This is a genomic window from Sphingobium mellinum (assembly GCF_037860795.1).
Lineage (GTDB): Bacteria > Pseudomonadota > Alphaproteobacteria > Sphingomonadales > Sphingomonadaceae > Sphingobium > Sphingobium mellinum.
Genome location: NZ_JBANRK010000003.1, coordinates 1 through 17,465, shown reverse-complemented (window position 1 = coordinate 17,465; position 17,465 = coordinate 1). Strand labels below are relative to the sequence as shown.

The 17,465-nt window shown below is 60.4% G+C and carries 21 protein-coding genes and 2 pseudogenes; 14 read left to right on the top strand and 9 right to left on the bottom strand.

Annotation, left to right across the window (positions count from 1 at the left end):
- The first annotated feature begins 27 nt into the window (after nt 1-27).
- Both AAC640_RS06980 and AAC640_RS06975 read left to right on the top strand, forming a co-directional pair.
- Nucleotides 28-543 carry a YfbU family protein gene (locus AAC640_RS06980; RefSeq protein WP_340265394.1) on the top strand — a complete coding sequence of 172 codons (516 nt, stop codon included), beginning with the start codon at nt 28-30 and terminating at the stop codon, nt 541-543.
- Nucleotides 544-557: 14 nt separating this feature from the next.
- Nucleotides 558-908, top strand: coding sequence for a hypothetical protein (locus AAC640_RS06975; RefSeq protein ID WP_340265393.1), 351 nt, complete (start codon nt 558-560; stop codon nt 906-908).
- Nucleotides 909-967: 59 nt separating this feature from the next.
- Here AAC640_RS06975 and AAC640_RS06970 read toward each other — a convergent pair.
- A pseudogene (locus AAC640_RS06970) lies at nt 968-1,624 on the bottom strand (glycosyltransferase); the annotation flags it as partial.
- Nucleotides 1,625-1,993: 369 nt separating this feature from the next.
- Here AAC640_RS06970 and AAC640_RS06965 point away from each other — a divergent pair.
- Nucleotides 1,994-2,173, top strand: coding sequence for a hypothetical protein (locus tag AAC640_RS06965; RefSeq protein ID WP_340265392.1), 180 nt, complete (start codon nt 1,994-1,996; stop codon nt 2,171-2,173).
- A 15-nt stretch (nt 2,174-2,188) separates the two neighbouring features.
- Here the strand turns inward: AAC640_RS06965 and AAC640_RS06960 are convergent, their stop codons facing one another.
- Nucleotides 2,189-2,587 carry a low affinity iron permease family protein gene (locus tag AAC640_RS06960; RefSeq protein ID WP_340265391.1) on the bottom strand — a complete coding sequence of 133 codons (399 nt, stop codon included), beginning with the start codon at nt 2,585-2,587 and terminating at the stop codon, nt 2,189-2,191.
- A gap of 62 nt (nt 2,588-2,649) precedes the next feature.
- Here AAC640_RS06960 and AAC640_RS06955 point away from each other — a divergent pair, with 62 nt between their 5' ends.
- The 4 genes from AAC640_RS06955 (at nt 2,650) to AAC640_RS06940 (ending at nt 6,103) form a co-directional block, all read left to right on the top strand.
- A complete protein-coding gene (locus AAC640_RS06955) occupies nt 2,650-2,976 on the top strand; it encodes a hypothetical protein (protein WP_422794962.1) in 327 nt (108 codons plus the stop codon).
- Nucleotides 2,977-3,119: 143 nt separating this feature from the next.
- The gene (gene sucC, locus AAC640_RS06950) at nt 3,120-4,319 is read left to right on the top strand and encodes an ADP-forming succinate--CoA ligase subunit beta (protein ID WP_340265390.1); all 1,200 of its coding nucleotides are present in this window, start codon (nt 3,120-3,122) and stop codon (nt 4,317-4,319) included.
- A 108-nt stretch (nt 4,320-4,427) separates the two neighbouring features.
- On the top strand, nt 4,428-5,177 hold the full coding sequence (locus AAC640_RS06945) for an electron transfer flavoprotein subunit beta/FixA family protein (RefSeq protein ID WP_037486034.1): 750 nt from the start codon (nt 4,428-4,430) through the stop codon (nt 5,175-5,177).
- The gene (locus AAC640_RS06940; RefSeq protein WP_340265389.1) at nt 5,174-6,103 is read left to right on the top strand and encodes an electron transfer flavoprotein subunit alpha/FixB family protein; all 930 of its coding nucleotides are present in this window, start codon (nt 5,174-5,176) and stop codon (nt 6,101-6,103) included. The genes AAC640_RS06945 and AAC640_RS06940 overlap by 4 nt, the downstream gene beginning before the upstream one ends.
- Before the next feature lie 189 nt (nt 6,104-6,292).
- On the opposite strand, the gene AAC640_RS06935 is transcribed toward AAC640_RS06940, so the two are convergent.
- From AAC640_RS06935 to AAC640_RS06920, 4 genes are all read right to left on the bottom strand, one after another.
- Nucleotides 6,293-6,547, bottom strand: coding sequence for a hypothetical protein (locus AAC640_RS06935; RefSeq protein ID WP_340265388.1), 255 nt, complete (start codon nt 6,545-6,547; stop codon nt 6,293-6,295).
- Between the two features lie 185 nt (nt 6,548-6,732).
- Nucleotides 6,733-6,966, bottom strand: coding sequence for a hypothetical protein (locus tag AAC640_RS06930; RefSeq protein WP_340265387.1), 234 nt, complete (start codon nt 6,964-6,966; stop codon nt 6,733-6,735).
- A gap of 101 nt (nt 6,967-7,067) precedes the next feature.
- Nucleotides 7,068-7,280, bottom strand: a complete 213-nt coding sequence (locus AAC640_RS06925) for a cold-shock protein (RefSeq protein ID WP_340265386.1) — start codon at nt 7,278-7,280, stop codon at nt 7,068-7,070.
- Between the two features lie 201 nt (nt 7,281-7,481).
- Entirely contained in the window at nt 7,482-8,468 is a 987-nt protein-coding gene (locus AAC640_RS06920; protein ID WP_340265385.1) for a hypothetical protein, read from the bottom strand.
- A gap of 218 nt (nt 8,469-8,686) precedes the next feature.
- Here AAC640_RS06920 and AAC640_RS06915 point away from each other — a divergent pair, with 218 nt between their 5' ends.
- Both AAC640_RS06915 and AAC640_RS06910 read left to right on the top strand, forming a co-directional pair.
- Complete coding sequence (locus tag AAC640_RS06915; protein WP_340265384.1) at nt 8,687-9,688, top strand: ParA family protein; 1,002 nt, start codon at nt 8,687-8,689, stop codon at nt 9,686-9,688.
- A 20-nt stretch (nt 9,689-9,708) separates the two neighbouring features.
- Nucleotides 9,709-10,542 (top strand): SIR2 family protein, encoded by an 834-nt coding sequence (locus AAC640_RS06910; RefSeq protein WP_340265383.1) that lies wholly within the window; start codon nt 9,709-9,711, stop codon nt 10,540-10,542.
- A gap of 5 nt (nt 10,543-10,547) precedes the next feature.
- On the opposite strand, the gene uvrA is transcribed toward AAC640_RS06910, so the two are convergent.
- Nucleotides 10,548-13,463, bottom strand: coding sequence for an excinuclease ABC subunit UvrA (gene uvrA / locus AAC640_RS06905; protein ID WP_340265382.1), 2,916 nt, complete (start codon nt 13,461-13,463; stop codon nt 10,548-10,550).
- A gap of 526 nt (nt 13,464-13,989) precedes the next feature.
- A complete protein-coding gene (locus tag AAC640_RS06900) occupies nt 13,990-14,178 on the bottom strand; it encodes a hypothetical protein (RefSeq protein WP_340265571.1) in 189 nt (62 codons plus the stop codon).
- Between AAC640_RS06900 and AAC640_RS06895 the strand changes: the two genes are divergently transcribed.
- From AAC640_RS06895 to AAC640_RS06875, 5 genes are all read left to right on the top strand, one after another.
- Nucleotides 14,099-14,947 carry an LLM class flavin-dependent oxidoreductase gene (locus AAC640_RS06895; RefSeq protein WP_340265561.1) on the top strand — a complete coding sequence of 283 codons (849 nt, stop codon included), beginning with the start codon at nt 14,099-14,101 and terminating at the stop codon, nt 14,945-14,947. The genes AAC640_RS06900 and AAC640_RS06895 overlap by 80 nt on opposite strands.
- A 152-nt stretch (nt 14,948-15,099) precedes the next feature.
- Complete coding sequence (locus AAC640_RS06890) at nt 15,100-15,660, top strand: J domain-containing protein (protein ID WP_340265381.1); 561 nt, start codon at nt 15,100-15,102, stop codon at nt 15,658-15,660.
- Nucleotides 15,661-15,825: 165 nt separating this feature from the next.
- Nucleotides 15,826-16,041: a hypothetical protein gene (locus AAC640_RS06885; protein WP_340265380.1), complete on the top strand. Its 216-nt coding sequence runs from the start codon at nt 15,826-15,828 to the stop codon at nt 16,039-16,041.
- A gap of 97 nt (nt 16,042-16,138) precedes the next feature.
- A complete protein-coding gene (locus tag AAC640_RS06880; RefSeq protein ID WP_340265379.1) occupies nt 16,139-16,390 on the top strand; it encodes a hypothetical protein in 252 nt (83 codons plus the stop codon).
- A 350-nt stretch (nt 16,391-16,740) separates the two neighbouring features.
- Nucleotides 16,741-17,289, top strand: coding sequence for a hypothetical protein (locus tag AAC640_RS06875; protein ID WP_340265378.1), 549 nt, complete (start codon nt 16,741-16,743; stop codon nt 17,287-17,289).
- A 48-nt stretch (nt 17,290-17,337) separates the two neighbouring features.
- On the opposite strand, the pseudogene AAC640_RS06870 reads toward AAC640_RS06875, so the two are convergent.
- Nucleotides 17,338-17,465, bottom strand: a pseudogene (locus tag AAC640_RS06870) (UTP--glucose-1-phosphate uridylyltransferase); the annotation flags it as partial.

Sequence of the window (17,465 nt, the reverse complement as noted above, 5' to 3'; positions counted from 1 at the left end):
GTCGCTCCGATTAACAGGGAGTGGTCAATGAAAATGTCTGACGGTGAACGCCTGATTTTAGTGATGCTTGCGGAAGTGATGGAAGCGCTGAAGCTTGACAGAGAGATCGACCCGTCTCTCGTAAAGTCACTGGTGATCAATAATGATGGCTGGGCCCTTGCGCGCAAATATCCAGGTATCTTCGAGAGCCAAGCGCCGTCCGATGAGGTGGTTTCCGAAACAACCAATATTCTATGGATGTGGGGCATCATCGAAAGTTCGATCCAGAAGCTGAGCGGAGCAGAGGCTGACGAAGCAAAAACCTGGCACTGGACGGCGTTTGCTGGCTTCGACGCTAACAATGACCCTCATTATGGCGTCGCCCAGACAATGATCCAGGATCTAGAAGAATTCAGCACGAGCCGCAAAGGGGTGAACCTCAACAGCCACTCGCAGACGTCGCTTCCCCGATATCGGCAAATGTTTGCGAAGTTCGACGGTTACGTGAAGGCCAGCCAAGCATCGCCACTATCGTTCGCGGCGTTGCGTGACCTTTGCAGCTAATAGGGGAGAGCCTGATGTCAGAAGATTATGAACGGGAAAAGCTCGGCAACGCGGTGGCCGCGCTCGCGGCCAGCGCCGCCCCAATTCAGAAGCGCCTTCACTATGCGTGGGAAGCGATGCACACCCTGATTGGGCATGGTTTAAGCAATTCGGAACGTGCTGCCGAATTCAACGCCATCAACGAGCGTCTCACGGCCGACAAGTCGGATGAGATCGCCGGGTATGTAGCGACAACCTGCGCCAAACTGTCCGACGATGAGGCGGCTGAGATTGCACAAGGCATAGTCGATTTGAACGCCCGTCTGAATTTGGACCGCATCTGGCAACTGGAGGATCAACTGCAGGCGTTGAAACAAAGTAGATGATGCCTTGGAAATCGGGTGTTAGCGGCAGATCACTCTAATTACGCTAACACCCGACGCGGTTCCGCGAACTCGTCACAATAATGATTGGCGATGGCGCGGGCCCACCAGCCGCCATGGCCGGGGAGAGGCAGAACCGGCAACTGGACCAGCTGGAAACGATCGATCATCACGTCGAACAGGCGGATTTCCTCTGCATGGACGACGTCTTCGGCATCGTGGAGGACGATCGCCTTGAAGCCGATTCCGGTGTGGTTTTCCTCGCGCTCCATGCTGCGCCAGAGAAGATTGAGGCAATCGGCCTTGGTGGTGGGTCCGGGCCGTTCATTGATGCAGATGATCAGACGATCTTCGCCCTGGGCGACGGCGGTGACAGCCTTTAGCGTGGCATGATCGTTGGGGTAAACGCCCACGAAGATCCGGTAATCCCCATCGCGCCAGCGATTCAGCGCGTTACGGAGCATGGGAGCGATTACCTCCGCTTCGCCCCAGGCGGGCACGAACACGGCGATCCGGCCGGGCTGCGCCGATGCGGGCAGGGTGGCGGTCGTCATGCGCGGATGGCGTGAATAGATCGTAACCCTGCGCCACCAGCGGCGGCAGAGAAACAGGATGTCCACCAGAAAATCGTCGATACCGCCGACAGCAAGACCGACAACGGCGAACAGCAAAATTTCGTGATGAACAGCCGCCAAGATGGCGACCAAGGTTTCGGCCATTAACTCGTTTCCCCCAAGAACTCATGCGCTTAATGACAGGCGAAGCGTAAAAAACCAGACGATTCGCAACGCGCCAGGGTTGAACGATGTTGTTTGTGCCGCCCAGCTCACTGTTTCCGTGCGGCGCTGAGGCGGCCGGGGCAGTGTCGAGCATGCCTCTTGGCATCGCTTACTGACACCTTCCGTTACGGTAGGCTGGCCTTGGGGAGTAATGATGCCTGAGCGGTTTCCGTCAGGTCGCTCCGCAGGCGCGCCGGATGGAATCGCGTCGGCCCTGGACAGATGTTATAGCGAACTGCGGGAAAGACGACTCGCCAAGGGTCGCGGTACCCCACCAGTTTCTTGACGCGATCAGGCAGGAGGGCGTGAATGACTGGAGAGATGGATGTCAACTACCTGCTGCACCGCCAGCAAATGTCACTGATCCGGGCTCAGATGAGCCGATCAACGAAGGGCCGGGCCGCTTATGAGGATCTCGCGCGGGGCTATATAGATCAGGTCGATGCATATCGCCGCGCAAATGCGCGGATGGTCGATCTCGCGCACTGAAATCCGCGCTCTCGATCATCGGCGCTCGATCAGCCGCTGGATCGATAGGCGGTGGCTGCTGTCGTCGCCGATTTCGCGTTCGAGGACGGCTTTGATGTGTTCAAGTTCCGCCTCGGTCAAATGTTCGATGCCTATGAAGTCATTTCGTGCGCCCTTAACCGCGCGGATCAGTTCGTCCAGCTTTGCCTGGATAGCTGATCCGTCCCGATTCTGTGCGTTCTGGATCAGGAACACCATCAGAAACGTGACGATGGTGGTGCCTGTGTTGATGATGAGTTGCCAAGTATCCGAGTAATGGAACACCGGCCCCGTGACGATCCAGCACAGAATGATGGTCACAGCCAGTATGAAGGCGAGCGGCTGCCCCGACCAGCTGGACACGCGATGCGCGAACGTTCCAAAAATCTTGTCCATTCCCTTGGTCTCCGCCTGCGCCGTTTAGCCCCCGTTCAGGCTGTGGTTGCCATGAAACGGCCATGATCACCATGACTCTTCGTCGCGGCCTGCTGGCGCTGCCCTTTGCCATATTCCTGTGCTCATGCGCCACAGTGTCACCCGAATCGCGAGTCCGGGCAGGACTTGTCGACGCTGGCCTGTCGCCCCGACTGGCGGCGTGCATGGCGGAAAGGATGGTTGATCGATTGAGCATCGTGCAACTGCGCCGGCTTCAGTCGCTCGCATCCCTTCGCAAGTCACGCATGGAAGACATGACGATCGATCGCTTCCTCTACAAGGTGCGGGCGCTGGAAGATCCACAGATCCTGACGGTGACCAGCAAGGCGGCCATCGTCTGCGCGTTGTAGCTGACGCCGACGATCCGGTCCCGCTGGGACAATTGAATTTGCAATTTTGCAAAGTTCTTTTGCGAAACGAGGCTGGCGTGCTCGTCCCGGCTGTGCTTTAGCGCGGCCAACAGCTTTTTTGAGCGAAAGGACGGGCCGGGCCCATGAACATTCACGAATATCAGGCGAAGGAACTGCTGGCGAAATATGGCGCGCCGATCGCCGCTGGCTTCGCCGCTTTTTCGGTCGACGAAGCAGTGGAAGCCGCCAAGAAGCTCCCCGGGCCGCTTTATGTCGTGAAGTCGCAGATCCATGCTGGCGGTCGCGGCAAGGGCAAGTTCAAGGAACTCGGCCCCGACGCGAAGGGCGGCGTCCGCCTTGCCTTCAACCTTGACGAAGTGAAGGCGCATGCCGCCGACATGCTCGGCAACACGCTGGTGACCATTCAGACCGGCGAAGCGGGCAAGCAGGTCAACCGCCTCTACATCACTGACGGCGCGGATATCGCGAAGGAATTCTACCTCGCTCTGCTCGTGGATCGTGCGACCGGCCGCGTGGCCTTCGTCGTGTCGACCGAGGGCGGCATGGACATCGAAGAGGTGGCCCACTCGACGCCCGAGAAGATCCACACTTTCGCAGTCGATCCCGCGACCGGCTTCATGCCGCACCATGGCCGCGCCGTGGGCGCCGCGCTGGGACTGACCGGGGAACAGGCCAGCCAGGCCGCCAAGGTTGCTTCCTCGCTCTACGCAGCTTTCCTGGCCACGGACGCTTCGCAGATCGAAATCAATCCACTGGCTCTCACCGAACAAGGTAAACTCCTTGTTCTCGACGCCAAGGTTGGTTTCGACAGCAATGCCCTGTTCCGCCACAAGGATATCGCCGAACTGCGCGACCTGACCGAGGAAGACGCGGCCGAGGTCGAGGCTTCGGAGTATGACCTCGCCTACATCAAGCTGGACGGCAACATCGGTTGCATGGTGAACGGCGCTGGCCTGGCCATGGCGACCATGGACATCATCAAGCTGAACGGCGAGTTCCCCGCCAACTTCCTGGACGTCGGTGGCGGCGCTTCCAAGGAGAAGGTGACCGCGGCCTTCAAGATCATTCTGAAGGACCCTGCGGTGAAGGGCATTCTCGTGAACATCTTCGGTGGCATCATGAAGTGCGACATCATCGCCGACGGCATCGTCGCCGCTGCCAAGGACGTGAATTTGTCGGTTCCGCTGGTCGTGCGCCTTGAAGGTACGAACGTCCAGCAGGGCAAGGATATTCTGGCAAAATCGGGCTTGGCGATCGTCCCTGCTGACGACCTGGGCGACGCGGCCAAGAAGATCGTGGCGGAAGTGAGGAAGGCGGCCTGATCCAATCAGGCACTTGAACGAACACCATGGGGCGCAGGCGGTCTGGAGACAGGCGTCTGCGTCCTTGTCCGCAGATGCGGCGATGGCGTGAAAACGGAGGATGTTGCAATGAAGATCCTTGTGCCCGTGAAGCGGGTCATTGACTATAATGTGAAGCCGCGCGTGAAGGCGGATGGTACGGGCGTCGACTTGGCTAACGTCAAGATGAGCATGAACCCCTTCGACGAGATCGCGGTCGAAGAGGCCATTCGTCTGAAGGAAAAGGGCGTGGCGACCGAAGTGGTCGCGGTGTCGATCGGCGTCGCCAAGGCGCAGGAAACGCTCCGCACGGCGCTCGCCATGGGTGCGGACCGCGCGATCCTGATCCAGACCGATGATGAAGTCGAGCCGCTCGGCGTCGCCAAGCTCCTCGCGAAGGTGCAGGAAGAGGAAGGCGCGGGCCTTATCATCCTGGGCAAGCAGGCGATCGACGATGACAGCAACCAGACCGGCCAGATGCTCGCCGCGCTGCTGAACCTGCCGCAGGGCACATTTGCCAGCAAGGTCGAGGTTGAGGGTGACAAGGTCAGCGTGACCCGCGAAGTGGACGGCGGCCTGGAAACGGTGAAGCTCAACGTTCCCGCCATCGTCACCACCGACCTGCGCCTCAACGAGCCCCGCTACGCTTCGCTGCCCAACATCATGAAGGCGAAGAGCAAGCCGCTCGCTACCAAGGCGCCCGCCGATTATGGTGTGGATATCGCTCCCCGCCTCGAGACCTTGAAGGTCACCGAACCGGCCAAGCGTTCGGCGGGCGTGAAGGTTGCCGATGTCGATGAATTGGTCGCGAAGCTTAAAGCTCTGGGAGTTGCCGCATGAAGACGCTTGTATGGGTTGAACATGAGGGCGGCGCCGTCAAGGATGCGACCCTTTCGGCCGTTACCGCTGCCGCGAAGCTGGGTGAGGTGCACCTGCTGGTCGCCGGCCAGGGCGTCGACGGCGTAGCAGCCGAAGCCGCCAAGATCGCTGGCGTGGGCAAGGTCCATGTCGCCGATGATGGTGCTTTCAATCACGCGCTTGCCGAGAATGTCGCGCCGCTGATTGTCGAACTGATGGGCGCGCACGATGCGTTTGTTGCGCCGGCTACCAGCAACGGCAAGAATATCGCGCCGCGCGTCGCGGCTCTGCTCGACGTGATGCAGATCAGCGATATCCTGTCGGTCGAGAGCGAGGATACCTTCACGCGTCCGATCTATGCCGGCAACGCGATTGCGACCGTCAAGAGCAAGGATGGCAAGAAGGTCATCACAGTGCGCGGCACCGCTTTTGAAAAGGCGGCCCGTGAGGGTGGATCGGCAGCGGTGGAAGCTGTCAGCTCGACGGGTGACAAGGGGCTGTCGAGCTTCGTGGGCGCCGAGATCGCCAAGCAGGAGCGTCCGGAACTGACCTCGGCCAGAGTGATCGTATCGGGTGGCCGTGCGCTCAAGGACGGTCCGACCTTCGAGGAGGTGATCTTCCCGCTGGCTGACAAGCTGGGCGCCGCGGTTGGCGCGAGCCGTGCGGCGGTGGACGCCGGCTATGTCCCGAATGACTATCAGGTCGGCCAGACCGGCAAGATCGTTGCGCCGGAAGTCTATATCGCGGTCGGCATTTCCGGAGCGATCCAGCATCTGGCCGGCATGAAGGACAGCAAGACCATCGTCGCCATCAACAAGGACGAGGATGCGCCGATCTTCCAGGTCGCGGACATCGGCCTTGTCGGTGATCTGTTCAAGGTCGTGCCGGAGCTGACCAGCAAGCTGTAAGCTGTTTTACACGATGTAGGAAAGGGCGTGGCGAGCGATCGCCGCGCCCTTTTTTTGCGCCGCGAGCTGGGGCGGCAGCCGGATCTATCTAGTCCGCCCGCCATCGGCGCCGCGCCAAGAGTGGAGGAGCGGGCCGGGCGGGCGGTGGCCAGCGGCCGGGGAAAAGCCGCCGGGAGGTGGTAAGGCGGATCAGCTGATGCTGGGGGACGGCGTATATCCGGTGGTGCTGCTGCCGCGCGGCATGGCGGGCGTGCTGGCGGATTCCAGGCCGTTGGTGCTGGAACTGGTGCCGGACTGCGTGCCGGTCGAGCGGGCGGACAGGTCGCCGCGCGCCTGGTTGTAGCGTGAGACGAGATCGTCCTTGAACTCGGTCAGCTTGCCTTCGTCGTAGAGTTTCTTGCCGACGTAACCGGCGATGGCGCCGAAGATGAGGGTGCGGATCATGGGGAGGCTCCTCGTTCCGTGTCTGGGGTAGTTGCCGGAGATAACCGGCGGCCGGACGAAGGGTTCCGGGGAAAAAAGGGGGAACGGCGAAGCGAGCGGCCAAGGCGGCGGAAGGCGCTTTCGCGAGGTGCAGCGGCCGGGCTGGCGTTGCTGGAGGCGGCGCGGGATGGCCCCCCGCGAGGGCGTCAGGCGTCGTGGGTAGCGGCAGCCGCGTCGGCTCTTGCCTCGCTGGCGTCGGCCTCAGCTTCGGCGGCGGCTTCGCGGCGGGCGCGGTTGGCGTCGGCGAGGTCCTGGCGACGGGCCATTGCAAGGAAAGCGGCTTCGGAGCGGAGCTGGCGCTGGCGGACATTGTCCAGCGTGGCGGCGTCGGCTTCACCGCGCGCCTGGGCGGCGAGGCTCCGATAATCGGGGTGGGCCATGTTGCTCTACTCCCTGTGCGTGAGGGGCTTTTTTATAAGGCAGCCGTCGGGAGGCGATCCGGGCGCCGCGCAAAGGCGGCGCCCGGTCGTTCAGCGCTGCCTTAGTCGGCGTGCTGGAGATTCACAGCGGCCATCTTGCCGCGCTTGTCCTGCTCCAGATCATAGGAGACGCGGTCCTTTTCGCGCAGCGTGGCGAGGCCAGCGCGCTCGACAGCGGTGATGTGGACGAACGCGTCGGGGGTGCCGTCATCGGGGGCGATGAAGCCATAGCCCTTGTCCGCGTTGAAGAATTTGACGGTTCCGGTAATGCTCATGGTAGTTCCTTCATGTCTGCGGCGCGCCCCGTGTGGACGGGCCGGTTGCTAGAGGGGCAGGGAAAGAAGGAACTGGGTGCCGCAAAGCGCCGAAGACCGTCGATTTGCGACTGTAGCAACACCCATATAGGGCATGGCCGCCAAGATAGCAAATCGGCGAGGCCATGGAGCGCCGGCCAAGGCGCGCGCGCGGCCGCGACGTCAGCCCGACTCCGTCAGCGCCGCAAGTCCGAAAAAGGCGTCGCGGGCGCGGGCGGCGGCCTGTTCAAAGGGGCGGCGGCGCGCCTCTTCGCGCGCGGCAAAGGCGTCTATTTCCCGCGGCGTCAGGTCGCGCTCATAGCCGTCGATATCGTAGATCTCTTCGCTTTCATCCCCCGCAAAACCGGGCGGCGCGGGATAGTCGGTGCGCCAGCTTTCGCGATCATCATCCCACCATATGCCGCGCAGCCGGGCGGCGGCTTCGTCGGGCGGAAGGGTCGCGCGATCGATCGGCGGATCCGCCGAAAAGGGGCGAAGTTCACACCGTCCATCGAGGGGGTGGCGAGCGGCCTTGTCGCCTGTCCCAATCGCCATCCGCGCCGCGACGAACAGGGCAGCGGACGCGCCCGGCGACAGGGCGGTGGCGGCTTGATCGATGGCGGGGGAGGGGGCGGACAGCGCGGAGTCGGACAGGTCGGCGGCCTGGGGTGCGTCGCCGATCGGGTCGGCGTCGCTTTCCGGCTGATCCTGCCGGCAGATGAGGTCGAGATAGGCGGCGAAATCCTGCGCGACGACGCGGGCGAGCGCGGCGTCGGAGCCTTCGGGCGGGTTGTCGGCCATGCGGTCGAGGCGGGAGAGCATCGACATGGCGAGGCGGTTGTCGTGGCGGTGGCGGGTGATTTCGCCGGCGTCCATGTCCTTGCGGATCACTTCGTCATGGCCGGTGAGGGCGCGGGCAAGCAGTTCGTCGGCGAGGCGCGCGCGGGCGATGAGGATGGCCGCGTCCCAGCCGAGGCGAAAGGCCGCGCCGTCGCGGCGTATGCGCAAGGCGTAAGCGGACCGCGTGGTGATGGCGGCGGCGGCGCAGGCCGTGCGGATGATGCCGGTGGCGGCGAGGGTTTCGAGGAAGGCGCGCTGGCGCGCGGGGCTCCAGCCGTCGACGCGGATTTGCTGTGCGGGGGTGGGGAGGGGAGGGAATTGGCAGGTCATGGCAAGGCCCTTTGCGTGAATTGGCTTTGCCGGGAGGATATGTCAGGGGAGGGGTTGTAGGACAGAACAAAATGGGAACATAGAGGGTGGATGGTTGCTAACGATAGATTTGCTGTGTCCGATTAGCGAGATACGGCGATAATGCACAAAGCTGAGAGCTATGCCTTGATCAGAAAAGAAAAATATATATGCCGAACGGGCCGAAGATGGGGGCCTAGATGCAATCGATAGCTTTTTTCAATAACAAGGGGGGAGTAGGAAAGACTACTCTCCTGTGTAACGTTGCAGCTTATCTCGCTTTGGAAAAAAAGAAAAAAGTTTTGATTGTGGATGCCGATCCTCAATGTAACGCTACGCAGCTTCTTCTTGATGAAATGGAAGTATTCTCATTATACGAAGATAATAAATCATTTACTGTGCACAGTATAGTTCATCCTTTATCGATCGGTAAAGGGTATGCGGATACAATTAGTCCTCGCAGAATTCCTGACTACGGTGTTGATTTAATTCCAGGTGATCCACGTCTTGCTCTTAAAGAAGACCTGCTTTCGAAAGATTGGCAGGATGCGATCGGTGGAGAAATACGTGGTCTTCGAACATCTTTTCTATTTTCAGAATTGCTTGCTAGATGTGGAAAATATGATTTTGTTCTTTTTGACATGGGGCCATCACTCGGTTCTATAAATCGTGCCGTTCTCTTGGCATGCGATTTCTTTGTCAGTCCGATGTCAATTGATATATTCAGCCTGAAAGCCATCGAGAACATTTCACTAGCATTACAGGAGTGGAAGAAAAAACTCTCCAATGGGCTGAGCCAAGTTGACGATGATTTGGTAAACGATGTTCCCCATGGTGGAGCGTTTGAATTAAAATTTGCTGGATATGTGGCGCAGCAATACATCCAAAAAACAAAAGAAGGAGAGAAACGCGCTGTAGCGGCTTATGAAGCTATTATGAGAAAAATACCAAAGGCAATTAAATCTAACTTTGTCGAAAAACTCAAGATGGCAAAGATGGATGGGTCTTCCTATGAAATCGGGACAATTCCTAATCTCTATAGCTTGATTCCTCTATCTCAAACAGCTCATAAGCCTGTGTTCGCATTGCGAGCAAAGGATGGTGTTAGAGGCGCACATTTCAGCAAAGTGAAAGATGCTGCCGACATCTATGACCTGATTGCTACTAATTTATTGAAGAACTTGGATGAGCTATCGGCATGATTTCGTGGCCAGACGGCGTCGTGAACGCCATAGCCCGTCGTCGTTCGGTTTTGCTGATCGGGTCAGGTGTTTCTGCGAACTCAAAATCTGACGATGGTAAGCGGCCCGCTACATGGGGGGCTTTTTTGCAAACAGCTTATGTCAAAATCGGCCGCCGAGCGCCTCACATCGCCAGTGCTCTCAAGCGCTATAGTTACTTGGAGGCATGTGATTATATCCAAGCCGAACTGGGAGAGAACTGGGCAGACCTAATCCGCGCTGAGTTTGTAACCCCGATTTATAAGCATGCAGAGATACATAAGGCAATATTTGATCTAGATTCTCGGATCGTAGCATCGTTGAATTTTGATAAGATTTACGAAACTTACGCGATCAAAGCTAGCGAAGGAACTGTTTCCGTAAAAAATTACAATGATGATGACATTCGTGAAACCGTTTCTGGTTCAGATAGATACATAATTAAGCCCCATGGAACAGTTGATACTGTTTCAAAAATGATATTTACTTTGGAGCAGTACGGAAAAGCGAGAACGGAATACTCCTCTTTCTATGATGTTTTTTCGTCGTTACTGCACACTCATACCTTCGTATGTATCGGATGTGGATTGTCTGATCCGGACCTTCAGTTAATATTCGAGGACTATAAATATAAACATAACGAATCGCCGCACTTTATGACTCTGCCATCCCCGGTGTCAGATGCAGAAAAAGGGCTAATTAAGCGAACGAGGGGAATCAATGTGATCACCTATTCGCCCAAAGATAATCATGTGGCGCTCACCACTTCACTGCAAGAACTCGTCCGGTTGGTTGGGTTGAAACGAGATAAAATTGCAGACGAACGCAACTGGTAGGACAATCACTCCGCCGCCACAGCCTCCAACCCCAATAACGGCGCCAAATACCGCCCGGTAAAGCTCCGGGCGTTCTTCGCGACCTTCTCCGGCGTGCCTTCGGCGACGACTTCGCCGCCCTTGACGCCACCCTCTGGTCCCATATCGATGATCCAGTCGGCGGTCTTGATGACGTCGAGATTATGCTCGATCACGACCACGCTGTTGCCCTGTTCGACCAGGGCGTGGAGGACTTCGAGCAGTTTGCGGACGTCTTCGAAGTGGAGGCCGGTGGTGGGCTCGTCCAATATGTAGAGGGTCTGGCCGGTGGCGCGGCGGGAGAGTTCCTTGGCGAGCTTGACGCGCTGGGCTTCGCCGCCGGACAGGGTGGTGGCTTGCTGGCCGACCTTTATGTAGCCTAGGCCGACTTCGGCGAGCATCGCCATCTTGTCGCGGATGGGGGGGACGGCCTTGAAGAATTCCACCGCGTCCTCGACCGTCATGTCGAGCACGTCGGCGATGCTGTGGCCCTTGAACTTTACCTCCAGCGTTTCGCGATTGTAGCGCGCGCCGTGGCAGACGTCGCAGGTGACATAGACGTCGGGGAGGAAGTGCATCTCTATCTTGAGCACGCCGTCGCCCTGGCAGGCTTCGCAGCGGCCGCCCTTGACGTTGAAGCTGAAGCGGCCGGGCTTGTATCCGCGCGCCTGGGCTTCGGGGAGGCCGGCGAACCAGTCGCGGATGTTGGTGAAGGCTCCCGTATAGGTCGCCGGGTTGGAGCGCGGGGTGCGGCCGATGGGCGACTGGTCGATGTCGATCACCTTGTCGCAATGTTCAAGGCCGGTGACCTTGTCATGCGGGCCGGCGACGATGCGCGCTCCGTTGAGGGTGCGGGCCGAGGCCGCGTAGAGGGTGTCGATGGTGAAGCTGGATTTGCCCGAGCCTGAGACTCCGGTGATGCAGGTGAAGGTGCCGAGCGGGATGCTGGCGGTGACGTTTTGCAGATTGTTGGCGCGGGCGTTGTGGACGGTGAGCTTCTTGCCATTGCCCTTGCGGCGCTTGGCCGGGACTTCGATGCGGCGGGTGCCGTTGAGATAGTCGGCGGTCAGGCTGTCGCGGTGGGCGAGCAGTTCGTTGAGCGTGCCCTGCGCGACGATGGTGCCGCCGTGGACGCCCGCGCCCGGACCCATGTCGACGATATAGTCGGCGGTGCGGATCGCGTCCTCGTCATGCTCGACGACGATGACGGTGTTGCCGAGGTCGCGCAGGCGCTTCAAGGTGATGAGCAGGCGGTCATTGTCGCGCTGATGCAGGCCGATGCTGGGTTCGTCGAGAACGTAGAGGACGCCCGACAGGCCGCTGCCGATCTGGGAGGCGAGGCGGATACGCTGGGACTCGCCGCCCGACAGGGTGCCGCTGGTGCGGTCAAGGTTCAGATAGTCGAGGCCGACATTGTTGAGGAAGCCGAGGCGCTCGACGATTTCCTTGAGGATGGCCTTGGCGATCTGGTTCTGCTGGTCGTTGAGGTGGGTGGGGAGGGTGGAGAAGAAGCGCAGCGCGTCGACCACCGAGCGGCGGGTGGACATGGAGATATCCTCCCCGGCGATCTTGACGGCGAGCGCTTCGGGCTTGAGGCGGGCGCCGTGGCAGGTCTCGCACGGCATGGCGGTCTGATATTTGCTCAGTTCCTCGCGCATCCAGGCGGAGTCGGTCTGGAGCAGGCGGCGGTTCAGGTTGCCGATGACGCCTTCGAAGGGCTTTTTGACTTCGTAGCTTTTCTTGCCGTCGACGAAGCGCAGGGTGACGGGCTTGCCGGCGGTGCCGTGGAGGATGATGACCTTCACCTCGGGCGGGAGGTCGGCCCAGGGGGTTTCAAGGGTGAAGCCGAATTCGCGGGCGAGGGAGCCAAGGACCTGCATATAATAGGGGCTGGGCGGGTTGGACTTGGCCCAGGGGACGACGGCGCCCTTCTTGAGGCTGAGCGCTTCGTTGGGGACGACGAGTTCGGGGTCGAACTCCTGCCGCTCGCCCAGGCCGTCGCAGGCCGGGCAAGCGCCCTGCGGGGCGTTGAAGGAGAAGAGGCGGGGTTCGATCTCCGGGATGGTGAAGCCGCTGACGGGGCAGGCGAATTTCTCGCTGAAGACGATGCGGTTGGCGGGGATGCCGGCGTTCTTCATCTTGCCGGCGGATTCGGCTTCGTCCTCGCGGCCGGGGACGACGCCGTCGGCAAGGTCGACATAGGCGAGGCCGTCGGCGAGTTTCAGCGCCTGTTCGAAGCTGTCGGCGAGGCGGGTGGACATGTCGGACGCGACGGCGAGGCGGTCGACGACGACTTCGATGTCATGCTTGTATTTCTTGTCGAGGGCGGGGGCGTCCTCGATCAGGTGCATCTCGCCGTCGATGCGGACGCGGGTGTAGCCGGCCTTCTGCCATTCCAGCAGTTCCTTCCTATACTCGCCCTTGCGGCCGCGCACGACGGGGGCGAGCAGGTAGAAGCGGGTGCCTTCGGGGAGCTGCATCACACGGTCGACCATCTGGCTGACGGTCTGGGCGCTGATCGGCTCCCCGGTGGCGGGGGAATAGGGAATGCCGACGCGCGCCCAGAGCAGGCGCATATAGTCGTAGATCTCCGTCACGGTCGCGACGGTGGAGCGCGGGTTGCGGCTGGTCGTCTTCTGCTCGATCGAGATGGCGGGGGAGAGGCCGTCGATATGTTCGACATCGGGCTTTTGCATCATCTCCAGGAACTGGCGGGCATAGGCGGAGAGCGACTCCACGTAGCGACGCTGTCCTTCGGCATAGATGGTGTCGAAGGCGAGCGAGGATTTGCCCGAGCCGGACAGGCCGGTGATGACGATCAGGCTGTCGCGCGGCAGGTCGACGTCCACGCCCTTGAGATTATGCTCGCGCGCGCCGCGCACGCTGATGGTGGTAAGACTCATGGGGCGTGTTGTTCCAGATTTGTTCTTGATGGGCAAGATCGTCCGCGGCCGATATGGGCGCGGCGCCGGCGGGCCGCAAGCGTCCGCGCCATGTCGTTGATGGACGACGGCAGGCCGTTGATGGGAGCGCCCTGCGATCGGGAGGGGACGCTACGGCCGGTTGTCGATTTCATGACGGCTTTCATCCGCGCCTGGGTTATAGTGCGGCAGGCAGGCGACGGATCGACAGGATTGGCGCCGTCTGCATAGACGACATCATGAGAGATCCCGGAGAGCCCGACAGCATCCCGGATACGCCCCCGGCCATCCCTTGCGCCGGGGGCGTTCTATATTATGTCCCTGAAGGGTAGTTTTACGCTACGTCAACAAGGCTTTGACCCTCGACATATGGCGCTCATCCTGTCATGGGTCCGCGCGCGAAGGCGGTTCGTCGAGACAGGCGTCGTTGGTCGATACCGGCCGGCGCTGGTCGAAGCGGGTGCGCAATCCATGAAGATTTTCCATCAGCCATCGCACAGATTCTCGATTAGAGTTGCGCGGCTGCATTCAAGAGGTAGCTGCGCCAGGAGATCGAGATGAGGCAAATGCCGGGTTTTACCACAGGCGTATCGTCCGTTATCGGCCATCGCCAGCGGATAATAGACTTTGCCAGGGAAATAGAGCGCCGAGGGTTTCCGCTGATTTCCACGCCGAGTTCAGGCGATTGCGTGGCCATGTCCCAGTCCATTCTCGGTGTCACCCGGTCCGTCAAGGTGATGGCTGCGGTGCAACCCATCTATCACCGTGTTCCGGTATCGCTGGCGGAAACGGGGGCCCATCTGCATGAAGTCAGCGGTGGACGATTTCAGCTGGGGATAGGGGTTAGCCACGAGCTGGCCAACAAGGTCTATCATGTCCAGCCGGGTCCGCCGCTGGAGGATTGCCGCGCCTACGTCGCCGCGATGCGAGCGGCCGTCGAGTGGACGGGGCCGCAAGCGCCGATCATCATGGCCGCGCTTAGGGACCGGATGTTCGATCTTGCCGTTGAGATCGCGGACGGCGTGTTCCCGTCCAGGGCGTGCAGGGTCCATCTTGCAAAACAGGTTGCTCGCATTCCCGCCGACCGTCGCGCGGCAGGCTTTTTCGTGGGCAATGCGATTCCGACTGTCATCGACGCCGATCCCGAGGTCGCGCGCAATGTCATGCGGCAGAGCCAGGCTTTTTACATGGGCCTCCCGAATTACCGCAATTATTGGCGGTCGGTTGGATATGTCGAAGAGATGGATGCCGTCGAAGCGGCGTTGGCGAAGGGGGAGCATGAGCGAATTCCGACATTGTTGAGCGACGCATGGCTCAGAAACGTCACGCTGTTCGGGACGCCATCGACCGTGCGTGAGGGTTTGGAGGCCTATTTCGACATCGGAGTCCTGCCCGTCCTCAGCCCGGTTTTGCGGGACGCAAGCCTGTCGGCCCATTATGAGAGTGTTTTGGCGCTTTACGACTAGCCCGACGACCGGTGCGCTGACGGTCAATCATCGGCTGCCTGGACGATCTGGCCGCGTGTGATCTGCTTTGACAATGTCGCTCCCGCCTCCGACAATGCGGGCGGGTTTCAGGCCTGTGAGAAGGTTCGCACGAAGCGGGGGGCGAGTTTGCGATGGTTAATGGCCAACCATTTATTGATTACTACAAGATCTTGCAGGTCAGTCCGAACTGTGACGCACGTGGACTGGAAACTGCCTATCGCTTCCTTGCGAAGAAATATCACCCCGACCATGCCGAAACGGCCGACGCCACGAAATTCAACGAGGTGATCGAGGCGTATAAGGCGCTCAGGAATCCGGGCCAGCGCACTCAGTATGACCTTCTCTACACTGCCAAGACCGGCTTTATCTTTTCTGCGAATGACGAAGCTGATGGAGAAAAAACCGCCTACGATGACGCGGATGCGCACTCGAAAATCTTGCTGCTTCTATACAAAAGAAGAAGAGAAAATGCCCAGGATGCAGGGGTGGGTCGATATTTTGTCCAGAAGATGTTGGACTGCTCGGATGAACATTTCGAGTTTCATCTTTGGTACCTGAAGGCGAAAGACCTGATTGAAATAACCGAGCAGGGAACTTTGGCGATCACCATTGAAGGGGTCGATCACGTGATTGCAATGTCTCGAACCATCATGCGAGAAAAATTGCTGATTGCACGCACCATCGATCCCTAGGATCGGGCAAGGTTGGCGACCGTCTCCTTTTGCCATTGCCTTGGCCGCCCGGTCGATTGCCCGAAGCCGGTCCACGCCAACCCGCCGTTGGTCGAGGTGGAACCGGGGAATGTGGATGGCCGTTGATCCAGGCGGAAGATTTCACGCCGCGCGAAGGAGAGACAGATGAGTGATAAAACCGACATTCGGCCCAACAGCCGCGAGGAGGCGGGCGACGAACGTCCGACCGACGCGCAGGACCATGCCGTCACCCAGGACGAAAAGCTGGAGGAAGGGTTGAAGGATTCGATGGACGCGTCCGACCCGCCGGCCGTTACAAAGCCGGGCGATCATGGCGAGCCGGTGCCCTCGTCGGGCTACAAGGAAGATGAGGAGGATTGATAGACGGCGGCGATAATGATGATATGATCGAGGTCAAGGCGGACCGGAACGGCGGACGGCCGGGCGGTCCGCCTGCAGGTGAGAGGAGCCCTATTCCATGCCGACTTCCGCCACTCCCGCGATCGAACGCATTGCCCGCGTGCTGGCCGGCCGCCAGTTGAGCTTGAATGGGGGCGGGAATGATCCGCACGCGGCAAGCGCGGTCGACGCAACCTGGAAGGACCATGTCGACGACGCCTATGCCATTCTTCACACGCTGCGCGAGCCGGATGCCGAGATGGCGCAGGCGGGCGACGTGGCGGTATGGCGCAGCATGATCGGCGCGGTTCTCGAACGGCGGGTGGGCTGAAGGCGCCATTGGCGGCAACACCGGCCCATGCCACAGGCGGGCGATGAGCGGCCGTGCATTGAGGATCAAGATCCAGATCCATTGCGGTCAGGTCGCAGGCCGCGGCGGCGCGCTGTGCCGCGAATGAGGGCGGGCCTGACCTTGCGAGCCGGTTGCGCGGGGCGCCCTTGCCGATGCAGGGGTGGGTCGGGGGCAGCCGCAACCGTCCGCCGCATTCACAAAAATTACATGTTGCACTGCACAAAGAAACATGATTCCTTAGCAAATGTCGACGCGATAGGCGCTTAATCTTTCAGTAACCATGAAGGGCGCATGATCTGTCGATCGACTTGAAGTCGGAGGGCAAGAGCATGGGCACGAGTGCAAGACCGGCCGATGGGGCCATTACACTGGCGGAGTTGCGCGAGTTCGCCAGTTTCCCGTCTGCCACGCAACGCTATATCCGTCGATCGCTGGATATCGGGCTTCACCGCCGCGACGCCATGAAATTATGGTCGCGCGACATGGTGGAGGAGGCGAGCATCCGCGCGCAGGCCCGCGTTTACGGGCGGCTCGACGAGATCAAGGCACGGGTGCCCGATGACAGCGGGCTTGACCAGATGGAGCCGTTCATGGCGCCGCTGGTGACGGTATCGGCCTTTGACCTGGGGCAGGACCGGCTGGGCAGCTTTTCCGCCTATCGTTTCCTCTATGAACGGCTGCTCGGCGCGGGGGCGCGGCCGTGGCTGCCGGGGGCCTTCTGCGCGGCGGCGAGCCTGCCACACCTGCATCCCGAAAAGCGCCGGGCATTGCTCCAGTCGATCAGCGAGGCGGCGGCGACCGCCGTGGGCTGGTCCAACCGCGAGCCCAGCTTCTACCCCGAATGGGTCGAGAAAGTGGACCTGAGCAAGGCGAACTGAGTCTTTGAAAGCCGCCCTTCGGGGGAAGGGCGGCTGTCGACCTGCGCCTTATGCCGCCGCTGCCATCTGGAGCATGTCGAGTTCAGCCCTGGCGAAGGCGCGGATATGGTCGCCCAGATCCTCGCGCTCGAGCGCGAGGGCGAGGTTCGCCTCGATATAGCCGGCCTTGGACCCGC

Bases quoted from the DNA above. Each gene is read 5' to 3' on its own strand.
- AAC640_RS06980 (WP_340265394.1), top strand. From the start codon at position 28: ATGAAAATGTCTGACGGTGAACGCCTGATTTTAGTGATGCTTGCGGAA.
- AAC640_RS06975 (WP_340265393.1), top strand. From the start codon at position 558: ATGTCAGAAGATTATGAACGGGAAAAGCTCGGCAACGCGGTGGCCGCG.
- AAC640_RS06965 (WP_340265392.1), top strand. From the start codon at position 1,994: ATGACTGGAGAGATGGATGTCAACTACCTGCTGCACCGCCAGCAAATG.
- AAC640_RS06960 (WP_340265391.1), bottom strand. From the start codon at position 2,587: ATGGACAAGATTTTTGGAACGTTCGCGCATCGCGTGTCCAGCTGGTCG.
- AAC640_RS06955 (WP_422794962.1), top strand. From the start codon at position 2,650: ATGATCACCATGACTCTTCGTCGCGGCCTGCTGGCGCTGCCCTTTGCC.
- sucC (WP_340265390.1), top strand. From the start codon at position 3,120: ATGAACATTCACGAATATCAGGCGAAGGAACTGCTGGCGAAATATGGC.
- AAC640_RS06945 (WP_037486034.1), top strand. From the start codon at position 4,428: ATGAAGATCCTTGTGCCCGTGAAGCGGGTCATTGACTATAATGTGAAG.
- AAC640_RS06940 (WP_340265389.1), top strand. From the start codon at position 5,174: ATGAAGACGCTTGTATGGGTTGAACATGAGGGCGGCGCCGTCAAGGAT.
- AAC640_RS06935 (WP_340265388.1), bottom strand. From the start codon at position 6,547: ATGATCCGCACCCTCATCTTCGGCGCCATCGCCGGTTACGTCGGCAAG.
- AAC640_RS06930 (WP_340265387.1), bottom strand. From the start codon at position 6,966: ATGGCCCACCCCGATTATCGGAGCCTCGCCGCCCAGGCGCGCGGTGAA.
- AAC640_RS06925 (WP_340265386.1), bottom strand. From the start codon at position 7,280: ATGAGCATTACCGGAACCGTCAAATTCTTCAACGCGGACAAGGGCTAT.
- AAC640_RS06920 (WP_340265385.1), bottom strand. From the start codon at position 8,468: ATGACCTGCCAATTCCCTCCCCTCCCCACCCCCGCACAGCAAATCCGC.
- AAC640_RS06915 (WP_340265384.1), top strand. From the start codon at position 8,687: ATGCAATCGATAGCTTTTTTCAATAACAAGGGGGGAGTAGGAAAGACT.
- uvrA (WP_340265382.1), bottom strand. From the start codon at position 13,463: ATGAGTCTTACCACCATCAGCGTGCGCGGCGCGCGCGAGCATAATCTC.
- AAC640_RS06900 (WP_340265571.1), bottom strand. From the start codon at position 14,178: ATGGCCACGCAATCGCCTGAACTCGGCGTGGAAATCAGCGGAAACCCT.
- AAC640_RS06890 (WP_340265381.1), top strand. From the start codon at position 15,100: ATGGTTAATGGCCAACCATTTATTGATTACTACAAGATCTTGCAGGTC.
- AAC640_RS06885 (WP_340265380.1), top strand. From the start codon at position 15,826: ATGAGTGATAAAACCGACATTCGGCCCAACAGCCGCGAGGAGGCGGGC.
- AAC640_RS06880 (WP_340265379.1), top strand. From the start codon at position 16,139: ATGCCGACTTCCGCCACTCCCGCGATCGAACGCATTGCCCGCGTGCTG.
- AAC640_RS06875 (WP_340265378.1), top strand. From the start codon at position 16,741: ATGGGCACGAGTGCAAGACCGGCCGATGGGGCCATTACACTGGCGGAG.